The organism is Streptosporangium sp. NPDC050855 (assembly GCF_044456585.1).
Taxonomy (GTDB): domain Bacteria; phylum Actinomycetota; class Actinomycetes; order Streptosporangiales; family Streptosporangiaceae; genus Streptosporangium; species Streptosporangium longisporum.
Window position 1 is genome coordinate 63090 of the sequence record NZ_JBITFY010000001.1, and the last position, 11306, is coordinate 74395.

The following is an 11306-nucleotide window of genomic DNA, read 5'->3' on the forward strand; positions in this document are numbered from 1 at the left end:
ACGTTTCGGTCCAGGCGCACTGCTCAGGCGGGGATCGAGACGCCGACGCCGCCACGGGTCCGGGCGCCGTAGCGCTCCTTCTCCCGGGCGATGTCCAGGGGCCTGACGGTGGAGCGTCCGTTCAGCGCCTCCTCGGTCAGCAGGTCGGCGGGGACCAGCCAGGAGACCTCGAACTCCAGCCCGTCGGGGTCCTTGGCGTACAGCGCCTTGGTGGTGGAGTGGTCGGAGGCTCCGACGAGGGCGTCGAGCTCGCCGAGTCTGAGGGCGATCCGCTCCAGTTCCTCCAGGGTGTCCACCTCCCAGGCGAGGTGGTAGAGCCCGACGGTCGAGCGCCCCGCGCCCGAGGGGCCGGCCTGCGCGCCCACCTCGAACAGGCCGAGGTCGTGGTCGTTGGTGGATCCCGACGCCTGTAGGAACGCGGCCCGTGGCGTGCCCATGACCACCGTGAAGCCGAGGGCGTCCCGGTAGAAGGCGACGCTCCGCTCCACGTCACGGACGAACAGGACGGCGTGGTTGAGCCGCTGGACCGGCATGGTTCCTCCTGAAACTTGAACTCTCAAGTATCGTACCCCACTTTGTTGAGAGCTCAAGTAAGCTGTGGGCGTGACGCGATGGCTGGACGATGACGAGCAACGTGCCTGGCGTACGTTCCTGACCGCCTCGCAGCTCGTCCAGGAGGAGCTGGACCGGCAGCTGCAACGCGACTCCGGCATGCCGCACGCCTACTACGCGGTGCTGGTGAAGCTGTCGGAGGCGCCCGGCCGCACGATGCGGATGAGCGAGCTGGCCACGGAGGTCAACGCCTCCCAGAGCCGCCTGTCACACGCGGTGAAACGGCTGGAGGAACGCGGCTGGGTCCGCCGCGAACCCTGCGCGGCCGACAGGCGCGTCAGCTGGGCCGTCCTCACGGACGAGGGGTTCGCGGCCCTCGCCGCCGCCGCCCCCGGCCACGTCGAGGCGGTACGGCAGACCTTCCTCGACCGCCTCGACCCCGAGCAGCTCCGCCACCTGACCGCCCTCTGCGCCGCCCTCCTTCCCGGCCCCGCCCCCGACGCCCTCAATGCCCCCGACACCCCCGACACCCCCGACGCCGCCCCCGGCCACCCCGGCCACGGCCGCCCCTGACGCCTCCCTCACCGCGACCCCCTCCCTCCCAGGGCGTCCTCCCCGTAGCCTGGTCAGGTGATGATCCGTGACGGCGGGCCCCGCGACGTCGAAGCCGTGCTCGCGATGTTCGACAGCGCGGTGGCGTTCCTGGTCAGCCGGGGTCGCACCGGGCAGTGGGGCAGCCTGCCGTTCAGCGGCGACCCCCAGCGGATCGAGCAGGTCCGGCAGTGGGCGGCGGGCGACGGGATGCGCATCGCCGAGCTCGACGACGAGCCCGCGGGCTGCGTCGTGGTGGGGCCGCCGAACCCGTACGTCGCGCCGGTGCCCGAGCCCGAGCTGTACGTGCGGGCGCTGGTGATCGACCAGCGCTTCTCCGGCCGCGGGGTGGGACGGGCCCTGCTCGACTGGTCGGCCGAAGAGGCCGTCCGGCGCGGAGTGAGGCTTCTGCGCGTCGACTGCTACGCCGGTGACGACGGCCGCCTGGTCACCTACTACGAGCGGTGCGGCTTCACCCGGTCGATGCCGTTCTTCGTGGGCGCCTGGCCCGGCATGGTCCTGCAACGCCGCCTGACCCCCTGACCCCGCCCCAGCACCTCGCCACCGGGCCCCTCATGCCTCGTCCCCCTTCCCAGGGACTCTCGTGAGGCCGCGCCGGCGACTGGACCGAGGAGCGAAGGAGCGAAGCGGATGAGCGACGAGGGAAGGAGCCGGATCCAAGCGGCCTCACCGCGACGCGAAGCGTCGCCATAAACACGCCTCACCGCGACGCGAAGCGTCGCCATAAACACGCCTCACCGCGACGCGCCAGCGTCGCCATAAACACTGCGTCGCCATAGATACGGATCGGCGATCACCCGGTGAATCACCCGCCCCGCCGCCCCCAGTGTCGCCGCGTCGCCGCCCAGGCGTGAGACGGTCAGCTCGGGGACGGTGTGCCGCATCGAGGACAGCCGGGCGGTCATCGTCCGGCGCGCCGGTTCCGCGATCCACTCGAACAGCGGGGCGAAGACCCCGCCCAGCACGATGGTCCCGGGGTCCATCAGGTGCACCGCGGAGGTCAGGGCGACGCCGAGTGCCTGGCCGGCGCGTTCACAGGCCTCCAGCGGGCGCGGCTCGCCCGCGCGCAGGCGCTCCAGCAGTTCCGGCACCCCGCCCGGCACCCCGCCGGGCGCCCCGCCGAGCCCGGCGGCCCGCAGCAGCGCATCCTGTCCGGCGTACTGCTCCAGGCAGCCCCGGCCGCCGCAGCGGCAGGCGGGTCCGTCGGGGGTGACGACCACGTGTCCCAGCTCCCCGGCCAGGCCGCGGGCGCCGCGGAACAGGGCCCCGTCGACGACCAGGCCCGCGCCGATGCCGATCTCCCCGGACACGTGCAGGAAGTCCTCGGGGGCCGAGCCGAACCAGAGCTCGCCCAGGGCGGCGAGGTTGGCCTCGTTGTCCACCTCGGCGGGAAGGTCCAGCAGGTCGGGGACGCGGACGTCGTGCCAGCCGAGGTTGGGGGCGGCGTGGACCAGGCCGCCGTCCACGGGACCGGGGACGGCGACGGTCGTACCGGCGATGAAGAGCCCCTGCGCCTGAGCTTCGTCCACAGCTTTCTGGGCAAGTTTCTGCAGGTGAGACATGGTTTCCACAGGGGAGGCGGTACGGTTGTCCACAGCCTGTGCACATCTCGTCCGCACCCTGAGCGTCAGGTCGACGACGCAGGCCGACAGGTAGTCGACGTTGATCTCCAGGCCGAGCGCGGCGACCCGCCCACCGCTGAGCTCGACGGCGGTGCCGGGCCGTCCCCGCTCGCCGTCCCTGACCGCGCCGGACTCGGTGACCATGCCCGCCGCGATCAGGTCGCCGACCATCTTCGAGACCGTCGTCTTGGTCAGTCCGGTGATCTCGGCGAGCGCCGCGCGGCTGATGGGGCCGCTTTTCCGGACCTCGCCGAGGACCACGCCGAGGTTGCGGGCGCGCATCGAGTCGTGGCGCAGGGCCTGTGTCATGGAACAACCACCTCTTGACGATGCCACCACCTCGATACATATTAAGTCCATAACGTGGATTAATTCGGAGGAAACACAGATGAGCGCCTATACCCCCACGCCCGAGGACCGCTTCACCTTCGGGCTGTGGACCGTCGGCTGGCAGGCCCGCGACCAGTTCGGCGACGCCTCCCGGGCGGCGCTGGACCCGGTGGAGACCGTCCACCGCCTCGCCGAGCTCGGCGCCTACGGCGTCACCTTCCACGACGACGACCTGCTCGCCGTCGAGCCCGACCGGGACAAGGCGATCGCCGCCTTCAAGAAGGCGCTGGCCGAGACCGGGATGAAGGTCCCGATGGCCACCACGAACCTGTTCACCCACCCGGTCTTCAAGGACGGCGGGTTCACCAGCAACGACCGCGAGGTCCGCCGGTACGCGCTGCGCAAGGTCATCCGCAACATCGACCTCGCCGCCGAGCTCGGCGCGACCACCTACGTCTGCTGGGGCGGGCGCGAGGGCTCGGAGTCCGGGGCCGCCAAGGACGTCCGCGCCGCGCTCAGCCGCTACAAGGAGGGTATGGACGCGCTCACCTCGTACGTGATCGAGAAGGGCTACGACATCCGGTTCGCGCTGGAGCCCAAGCCGAACGAGCCCCGGGGCGACATCCTGCTCCCGACCGTCGGCCACGCCCTGGCGTTCATCAACGAGCTGGAGCACCCCGAGCGCGTCGGCCTCAACCCCGAGGTGGGCCACGAGGAGATGGCCGGGCTCAACTTCGCGCACGGCATCGCCCAGGCCCTGTGGCACGGCAAGCTCTTCCACATCGACCTCAACGGCCAGCACGGCCCCAAGTTCGACCAGGACCTCATCTTCGGCCACGGTGACATCAAGAACTCCTTCTTCCTGGTGGACCTGCTGGAGAACGGCGGCTACGACGGCCCCCGGCACTTCGACTACAAGCCGCTGCGCACCGAGGACGCCGAGGACGTCTGGGTCTCGGCCGCGGCCAACATGCGCACGTACCTGATCCTCAAGGAGAAGGTGAAGGCGTTCCGCGCGGACCCCGAGGTCGCCGAGGCGCTGGCCGCGAGCAAGGTCGCCGAGCTGTCCGAGCCCACGCTCGCCCCCGGTGAGACGCTCGCGGACCTGGAGCGCGACGACTTCGACCTGGAGGCGGTGGCCGCGCGCGGCTTCCACTTCAGCCGCCTGAACCAGCTCGCCATCGAGCACCTCCTCGGGGTCCGCGGATGACGCTGGTGGCCGGGGTCGACTCCTCGACCCAGAGCTGCAAGGTGGTGATCAGGGACGCTCGTACCGGCGCCCTGGTCCGGCAGGGACGCGCGGCCCATCCCGACGGCACCGAGGTGGACCCGGCCGCCTGGTGGGAGGCGCTGCGGGAGGCGCTGGAGCGGGCGGGCGGGCTGGAGGGCGTCGAGGCGATGAGCATCGGCGCCCAGCAGCACGGCATGGTCTGCCTGGACGCCGACGGCCAGGTGGTCAGGAAGGCGCTGCTGTGGAACGACACCCGTTCCGCAGGGGCCGCCGCCGACCTGATCGACGAGCTGGGCGGTCCGCAGCGGTGGGCCGAGGCGGTGGGCAGCGTGCCGGTCGCCTCGTTCACCGTGACCAAGCTCCGCTGGCTGGCCGAGCACGAGCCGGACTCGGCCCGACGCACCGAGCGCGTCTGCCTGCCGCACGACTGGCTCACCTGGCGGCTGGGCGGCGAGTTCGTCACCGACAGGGGGGACGCCTCGGGCACGGGCTACTGGTCGCCCGCGACCGGCGACTACCGGACGGACCTGCTCCGGACGGCCTTCGGCGCGACGCCCGGGCTCCCGGCCGTGCTGGGCCCCCGCGAGTCCGCGGGACAGGTGCGGCCCGCCTCGGGGATACCGGCCGGCGGAACGGTGCGGCTCGCCCCGGGGACGGGCGACAACATGGCCGCGGCGCTCGGGGTCGGCGCGCTCCCCGGCGACGTGGTGGTCTCGATCGGCACCTCCGGGACGGCCTTCGCGGTCGCCGAGGGCCCGAGCGCGGACCCGAGCGGTTCGGTGGCCGGTTTCGCGGACGCCACCGGCCGGTTCCTGCCGCTGGTGGCCACGCTCAACGCGGCCAGGGTCCTCGACGCCACCGCGCGGATGCTCGGGGTCGGCCTGGACGCCCTGGACCGGCTGGCCCTGTCGGCGCCGCCGGGCGCGGGCGGTCTGGTGTACGTGCCGTACCTGGAGGGCGAGCGCACCCCGAACCTGCCCACCGCCACCGGCTCGCTGCACGGCCTGACGCTGGCCACCTCCACCCCGGAACACCTCGCCAGGGCGGCGGTCGAGGGCCTGCTCTGCCACCTCGCCGACGCCTTCGACGCCCTCGGGCTGGACCCGGCGAGGGTGCTGCTCATCGGTGGCGGCGCCCGGTCGGAGGCGGTACGGCGGATCGCCCCGGCCGTCTTCGGGCGACCGGTGGTCGTCCCCGAACCCGGGGAGTACGTGGCCGACGGCGCGGCACGGCAGGCCGCCTGGCTGCTCGGCGGGGACGAGCCCCCGGCGTGGGAGGCGGGTGGGGCCGAGCACTACGAGGCCGATCCCGTCCCGCAGGTCCGGGCCCGCTACGCCGAGGCCCGCGCCCTGCGCTGAACGGGCCGCGCCCCCGGCGACGGACCCGCACACCACCCCCACCCCCGAACCTCCACCCTGAACCCCGACCCACCCCGAATTCGGATCCGGATCCACCCGAATCCCGATCCACCCGAACCCGGATCCACCCTGAACCCCGATCCACCCGAATCCCGTCCGCCCCGAACCCCCGCCCGCTCCGGACCCTCCGCACCCGCCGGACCCCGGAGCGGGCACCCCTCCCCGGCGAGCGGAACAGAGCCCCGAACGGGACGATCCGCCACGATGAATCCCTCGGTGGCCGGAACCTCCCACTCGAGGCACCACATCGAACCGGCCGATCCCGGGCCGTCTCAGGGGTGGCTCAGGGTCGCGTCAGGGACGCCGCCGGATGTCTGAGACCCCCTCGGGCGGACAGTCTTGGTCCATGCTCGCGTCGAAGAGGCTCTACCCCCTGATCGCATGCGCCGGACTGGTGATGGCCGCCGCGGCCGCCGTCGTGGCGCAGATCTCCCCGGTCCCGTACGCCGGCCCGCTGGACCTGACGGTCAGCCGGTACGTCGCGCTGGACAGTGGCGGGGCGACGGGGTTCGCGCTGGTGTCGCTCGGGATCGCCGCCCTCGCCGTGGTGGCCGGTCTGCGGGCGGCGAAGGCGCAGGTGGGCCTGCTCGCCGAGCGGCTGACGCTGGTCTGGGGCGCGGGCCTGGTCCTCGTCGCGGCGCTGCCCGCCGTCCTGCCCGCGACCGCCATGGAGGGCATCGCCGACGCGCACCACCTCGTGGCGGTCGCCGCGTTCGTCGCGATGCCCGCCGCGGGCGGCCTGATGGCGGCGCGGTTCAACGCCGACGAGCGGTGGCGGCCGGTGGCCAGGGTGGTGGAGTGGCTGGCACTGGCCGGTGGATTCGGCCTGCTGGCCCTCACCTACGTGGCGCTTCCCGGTCACGGGGTGCTCATCGGCCTCGTCGAGTGGAGCCTCGTCGGGACCGGGGCCGCGCTGACCGGCGTGCAGGCCGTCACGCTGGCCCGGCTGAGCCTGGTGCGGAACACCGCCCCGGCGTCGCACGCCGTCCTGAGCTGACTTTTCCCCCTCCCGTACCTATTTCATGACATGTCACAAATGGGCTACAAATAGGAGAAGCCGCCAGTGCTATTCTCGTCGGCGATCTAGAGACCGACCGGGGCCCACCCCGGCGATCCGAGAGCGAGCCGCTGAGGTGACATGGCATCGAGCACATCCATCCGGTTCAAGATCTCGGTGTTGCTGGTCATCCCGCTGACCTCGCTGGTGGCGATCTGGAGCTTCGCGACGATCACCACGGTCGGCGACTCGGTGAGCCTGCTCTCCGTCGGGACGCTGTACGAGTCCGTCGGCAAGCCCGCCGGTGAGCTGGGCACCGCGGTCCAGCGCGAGCACATCCTGTCGGCCGAGTTCCTGGCCACCCGCTCCGACGCCGACCACGCCACCATGGTGGGACAGCGCGCCGTCACCGACCAGGCGCGGGACCGCTTCCGGCGCGAGACCGCCGGGGAGGCGGCACGCTCGAAGATGTCCGAGGAGATGCGGACGCGCCACGCCGAGCTGATGAGGCAGGTGGAGGCGATCGACGCGGTCCGCGCCAGGATCGACGACGGGCGGATCGGCCCGGTGGGGCTCTCCGAGGAGTTCGCCCGCCTGCCGGACGCGCTGCGCAGGCTCTTCAACACCCTGAGCCTCAACAACGACCTCCCGCTCTACCGCCAGTCCCGCGGCGTCACGATGATGACCCAGGCCATGGACCTGCTCAGCCGCGAGCGGGCACTGGCGGCCGGTGCGATGGCGCTCAAGGGGCCGATGACGGAGACCGAGGCCCGGCTGTTCAACCGGCTCGCCGCCAACCGGGTCTTCCTGATGGAACAGGCGATGCCGGAGCTCGACCCCGCGCTGCGCGCCCCCTTCTCGGACATGGTCGCCTCCTCTACGTACGCCCGCTTCACCGCCCTGGAGAACCGGCTGCTGTCCGGCGCCCGCGTGCCGTCCGCCGACTGGCGCCTCGCCGGTGACGCGCTGGACGCCGCCTACCAGCGGTCCCTGGCGGCCGTGGCCCCCGAGCTCGTCGAGCGGGCCGCGCCCGCGGCCGCGGGCGTCTTCGTCCGCGCCGGAGTGGTGGGGCTGATCGGCCTCGCCGCGGTCGTCGCGTCGCTCCTGGTCTCCTACCGGATCGGCAGCGGCGTCACCCGGGAGCTGGCCGCCGTGCGCCGGGCCGCCGCGGAACTGGCCGGGACCCGGCTCCCCCGGGTGATGAGCGGGCTGCGCCGCGGCGAGAAGGTGGACGTGGCCGCCGAGGCGCCGCCGCTGAGACCGGTGGGCAGCACCTCCGAGATCCACGACGTCGCCGCCGCGTTCGACAGCGTCCAGCGCAGCGCGGTCGAGGCCGCGGTGGAACAGGCCAGGCTGCGCGAGGGCGTCTCCCAGGCGTTCCGCAACCTGGCCCGGCGGAGCCAGTCGCTGCTGCAGCGCCAGCTCAAGCTGCTCGACGGCATGCAGCAGCGGGCCGAGGACCCCGAGGCGCTGGAGAACCTCTTCCGGCTCGACCACCTCACCACCCGGATGCGCCGCCACGCCGAGGGCCTGGTGATCCTGTCCGGAGGGGCGGCGGGCCGCAGGTGGCGCTCGCCGGTGCCGATGGAGGACGTACTGCGCGGGTCGGCCGCCCAGGTCGAGGACTACACCCGGGTACGGATCTACCCCATGGGCGGCACCACCCTGGTCGGCAACGCCGTCGCCGACATGATGCACCTGTTCGCCGAGATCCTGGAGAACGCCACGGTCTTCTCCCCGCCGGAGAGCCAGGTCTCGGTCCGCGGCGAGCCCGTGGGCCAGGGCTTCGCCGTCGAGATCGAGGACAGGGGACTCGGGCTGACCGCGGGCGAACGCGACGCGATCAACGAGCGCCTGGCCAGCCCGCCGGAGTTCGACCCGGCCCAGACCGACCGGCTGGGTTTCGCCGTGGTCGGGTTGCTGGCCGCCAGGTACGGCGTCGAGGTGAGGCTGCGCGCCTCGCCGTACGGCGGGACCGGGGCGGTCGTCCTGCTCCCCGCCGAGCTGCTCGGCGACCCCGAGCCCGTCGATCCGCCGCTGGAGCCGCCGCTGCTCACCGTCCTGCCCACCCGCACCGGCCCGGTGGAGCCCGCGAGCTCCGTGAGCTCCGCCCGGGGAACGGAACCGGCGGAGCTCACGAGACGGCCCGTCCGGGCGGCGGACCCCATGGACCCCACGGACCCCACGGACTCCCCGGACTTCCCGGAGCGCTCGAAGCTCGCGGAACCCGCGGAGCTCACGGAACCCGCGGAGCTCGCGGAGCTCGCGGAGCTCACGGAACCCGCGGAGCTCGCGGAGTCCGCGCGGACCGGCGAACCGGACCGGACGGACGCGCCCGCGGACGCCGGGGAGCCCGCGGTGCCGATCCCCGCGGACCTGTGGAGGCCGGCGCGGCGCACCGACGGGGACCTGCCCCGCAGGGTGCGGCGGGCGAACCTGCCGCCCCGGCCCGACCCCGGCGGCCCGTCCGGGGCCGGGGCCGAGGAGCAGCAGCGCTCCCCGGAGGAGGCCCGGGCGCTGATGAGCGCCCTGCAGTCCGGCTGGCGGCGTGGCCGGGCCGAGGAGGAGGACACGGGTGGCACGCGGTGAGCCGGGACCACGCGGGTGACCGCGAGGACGGGCCGGCGGAACCGGGGTCATCGGGCCGGTGGGGGCCGGCGGTCAACGAGATCATCACAGGGGAAGGGGTTCGATCACGTGCCGGGTGAGCTGTATTGGCTTCTGGACGACTTCGTCACGAGCGTCGCGGACGTCTCGCACGCGCTGATCCTGTCCAACGACGGGCTGATGATGGCCTCGTCCCGAGGGCTGTCCAAGGAGGACGCCGACCACCTGTCGGCGGTGGCCTCCGGGTTCCAGAGCCTCGCCAAGGGCACCAGCCTGCAGTTCGGCGGCGGGACGGTACGGCAGACGATGGTGGAGATGGACTCCGCCTTCCTCTTCGTCACCCCGGCCGGGCAGGGGAGCTGCCTGTCGGTCATGACCACCGGCGCCGCCGACGTGGGCCTCATCGCGTACGAGATGGCACGCCTGGTCACCCGTGTCGGCCAGCACCTGGCCACCGGACCCCGGGTGGCCGGGCAGTGACCGACGACGTGGAGTGGATCGACGAGGAGGCCGGTCCCGTCGTCCGTCCCTACGCGATGACCGGGGGACGCACCAGGACGTCCTCCTCCTCGCTCGACCTGCTCTCGATGGCGGTGGCGACCGGGGCGCCGATCCCGGCCGCGGCGAACCTGGGACTGCAGCACCGCAGGCTGCTCGGCCTGGTCAGGCGGGCCCGGCCGATCGTGGAGATCGCCTCGGACGCGGGACTGCCGATCGGCGTGGTCAAGGTCCTGCTGGGCGACCTGCTCGACCAGGGACTCATCCTGGTACGGTCGCCGATCCCGGCCGCCTCGGTGCCCGCGGACAGCCTGCTGAAGGAGCTGATCAGCGGCTTGCGGGCGCTGTGACCCCGGCGGACCCCCAGCGGACCCCCAGCGGACCCCGGCGGGCCCCGGTGACGACCGCCGGTTCCGGGGCCCGCGTCGGCCCCGGCGCCGCGGCCCCGGCCGTCCACCGGCGGACCCGGCCGCCTGACGGCCCCTCCGGCCCCCTCGGCTCCGGCCCGCCTCAGCTCTGGCTGGCCGTCAGCACCTTCAGCGAGTGCTCCACCAGCGTCACCAGGACCGTCTTCGCCGAGACCCGGCGTCGCACGTCGCACAAAAGCACCGGCACGTCCGCGTCGAGGTCCAGGGCGACCCGGACGTCCTCGGCCTCGTGCCGGTCGGCGCCGTCGAAGCAGTTGACGGCCACGATGAACGGCGTGCCACGCTGCTCGAAGTAGTCGATGGACGGGAAGCAGTCGGTCAGCCGCCGGGTGTCCGCCAGCACCACGGCGCCCAGCGCGCCGTAGGAGAGCTCGTCCCACATGAACCAGAACCGCTCCTGGCCGGGCGTGCCGAACAGGTAGACGACCAGGCCCTCCCTGATCGTGATGCGGCCGAAGTCCATCGCGACCGTGGTGGTGGTCTTGCCCTCGACGCCGTCGACGTCGTCGATGCCGATACCGCGGTCGGAGAGCACCTCCTCGGTGCGCAACGGGCGGATCTCACTGATGGCGCCCACGAGCGTGGTCTTGCCCACCCCGAAGCCACCCGCGATGAGAATCTTGAGGGCGACGGGTTCGTCAGAGGGCCCGAAGTCCATTGATCACTTCCTTGAGAATGCGCTCGCTCGCGGAGGCGCGCCCGATCGAGATGAGCTTGTGGTCCTTCAGGTCGCCGAGGAGGACCTTGACCACGCCGAGCGGCAGGTTCAGGTCGGAGGCGACGTCGGCGACCGAGGTGGGGGTGGTGACCATGGCGAGAATGCGTTCCTGTTCCGGCCCGGGGACGAAACCCCCGGACGGAGGGGTGCGGGTCGAGCTGACCATCGCGACCAGGTCCAGAGTGTCGCCGGAGGAGCGGGTGCGACCCCCGATGAGCGCGTACGGCCGGACGACGGGTCCGGCCTCCTCGTCCATCCAGTGCGTCATCCGGGCCTCCGGCATCGACAGGAGG

At 72.8% G+C, this 11306-nt stretch carries 12 protein-coding genes; 8 read left to right on the forward strand and 4 right to left on the reverse strand.

Annotated elements, in window-relative coordinates; translation table 11 throughout:
* Window positions 1–23 precede the first annotated feature (23 nt).
* Window positions 24–533 (reverse strand): VOC family protein, encoded by a 510-nt coding sequence (locus ACIBCT_RS00265; protein WP_399185197.1) that lies wholly within the window; start codon window positions 531–533, stop codon window positions 24–26.
* Between the two features lie 70 nt (window positions 534–603).
* Between ACIBCT_RS00265 and ACIBCT_RS00270 the strand changes: the two genes are divergently transcribed.
* On the forward strand, window positions 604–1125 hold the full coding sequence (locus ACIBCT_RS00270) for a MarR family winged helix-turn-helix transcriptional regulator (protein WP_399185198.1): 522 nt from the start codon (window positions 604–606) through the stop codon (window positions 1123–1125).
* A gap of 60 nt (window positions 1126–1185) precedes the next feature.
* On the forward strand, window positions 1186–1686 hold the full coding sequence (locus ACIBCT_RS00275) for a GNAT family N-acetyltransferase (RefSeq protein ID WP_399186075.1): 501 nt from the start codon (window positions 1186–1188) through the stop codon (window positions 1684–1686).
* A gap of 212 nt (window positions 1687–1898) precedes the next feature.
* Here ACIBCT_RS00275 and ACIBCT_RS00280 read toward each other — a convergent pair whose 3' ends face one another.
* Window positions 1899–3095 carry an ROK family protein gene (locus ACIBCT_RS00280; protein WP_399185199.1) on the reverse strand — a complete coding sequence of 399 codons (1197 nt, stop codon included), beginning with the start codon at window positions 3093–3095 and terminating at the stop codon, window positions 1899–1901.
* Between the two features lie 79 nt (window positions 3096–3174).
* Between ACIBCT_RS00280 and xylA the strand changes: the two genes are divergently transcribed.
* The 6 genes from xylA to ACIBCT_RS00310 all read left to right on the forward strand — a co-directional run bounded on the left by xylA (window position 3175) and on the right by ACIBCT_RS00310 (window position 10217).
* Window positions 3175–4326 (forward strand): xylose isomerase, encoded by a 1152-nt coding sequence (gene xylA / locus ACIBCT_RS00285; protein WP_399185200.1) that lies wholly within the window; start codon window positions 3175–3177, stop codon window positions 4324–4326.
* Window positions 4323–5705 carry a xylulokinase gene (xylB, locus tag ACIBCT_RS00290; RefSeq protein WP_399185201.1) on the forward strand — a complete coding sequence of 461 codons (1383 nt, stop codon included), beginning with the start codon at window positions 4323–4325 and terminating at the stop codon, window positions 5703–5705. The genes xylA and xylB overlap by 4 nt, the downstream gene beginning before the upstream one ends.
* Before the next feature lie 406 nt (window positions 5706–6111).
* Window positions 6112–6762: a DUF998 domain-containing protein gene (locus ACIBCT_RS00295; RefSeq protein WP_399185202.1), complete on the forward strand. Its 651-nt coding sequence runs from the start codon at window positions 6112–6114 to the stop codon at window positions 6760–6762.
* 141 nt (window positions 6763–6903) lie between these two features.
* Window positions 6904–9351: a nitrate- and nitrite sensing domain-containing protein gene (locus ACIBCT_RS00300; RefSeq protein ID WP_399185203.1), complete on the forward strand. Its 2448-nt coding sequence runs from the start codon at window positions 6904–6906 to the stop codon at window positions 9349–9351.
* 108 nt (window positions 9352–9459) lie between these two features.
* Window positions 9460–9849, forward strand: a complete 390-nt coding sequence (locus ACIBCT_RS00305; RefSeq protein WP_344891574.1) for a roadblock/LC7 domain-containing protein — start codon at window positions 9460–9462, stop codon at window positions 9847–9849.
* The gene (locus ACIBCT_RS00310) at window positions 9846–10217 is read left to right on the forward strand and encodes a DUF742 domain-containing protein (protein WP_399185204.1); all 372 of its coding nucleotides are present in this window, start codon (window positions 9846–9848) and stop codon (window positions 10215–10217) included. Before ACIBCT_RS00305 ends, ACIBCT_RS00310 begins: the two co-directional genes overlap by 4 nt.
* Window positions 10218–10377: 160 nt before the next feature.
* Here the strand turns inward: ACIBCT_RS00310 and ACIBCT_RS00315 are convergent, their stop codons facing one another.
* Both ACIBCT_RS00315 and ACIBCT_RS00320 read right to left on the reverse strand, forming a co-directional pair.
* A complete protein-coding gene (locus ACIBCT_RS00315; protein ID WP_344891567.1) occupies window positions 10378–10953 on the reverse strand; it encodes an ATP/GTP-binding protein in 576 nt (191 codons plus the stop codon).
* Complete coding sequence (locus tag ACIBCT_RS00320; RefSeq protein WP_399185205.1) at window positions 10934–11281, reverse strand: DUF742 domain-containing protein; 348 nt, start codon at window positions 11279–11281, stop codon at window positions 10934–10936. Before ACIBCT_RS00320 ends, ACIBCT_RS00315 begins: the two co-directional genes overlap by 20 nt.
* Window positions 11282–11306: the final 25 nt, after the last annotated feature.

Bases quoted from the DNA above. Each gene is read 5' to 3' on its own strand.
- ACIBCT_RS00295 (WP_399185202.1), top strand. From the start codon at position 6,112: ATGCTCGCGTCGAAGAGGCTCTACCCCCTGATCGCATGCGCCGGACTG.
- ACIBCT_RS00280 (WP_399185199.1), bottom strand. From the start codon at position 3,095: ATGACACAGGCCCTGCGCCACGACTCGATGCGCGCCCGCAACCTCGGC.
- ACIBCT_RS00275 (WP_399186075.1), top strand. From the start codon at position 1,186: ATGATCCGTGACGGCGGGCCCCGCGACGTCGAAGCCGTGCTCGCGATG.
- ACIBCT_RS00315 (WP_344891567.1), bottom strand. From the start codon at position 10,953: ATGGACTTCGGGCCCTCTGACGAACCCGTCGCCCTCAAGATTCTCATC.
- xylB (WP_399185201.1), top strand. From the start codon at position 4,323: ATGACGCTGGTGGCCGGGGTCGACTCCTCGACCCAGAGCTGCAAGGTG.
- ACIBCT_RS00320 (WP_399185205.1), bottom strand. From the start codon at position 11,281: ATGACGCACTGGATGGACGAGGAGGCCGGACCCGTCGTCCGGCCGTAC.
- ACIBCT_RS00300 (WP_399185203.1), top strand. From the start codon at position 6,904: ATGGCATCGAGCACATCCATCCGGTTCAAGATCTCGGTGTTGCTGGTC.
- ACIBCT_RS00265 (WP_399185197.1), bottom strand. From the start codon at position 533: ATGCCGGTCCAGCGGCTCAACCACGCCGTCCTGTTCGTCCGTGACGTG.
- xylA (WP_399185200.1), top strand. From the start codon at position 3,175: ATGAGCGCCTATACCCCCACGCCCGAGGACCGCTTCACCTTCGGGCTG.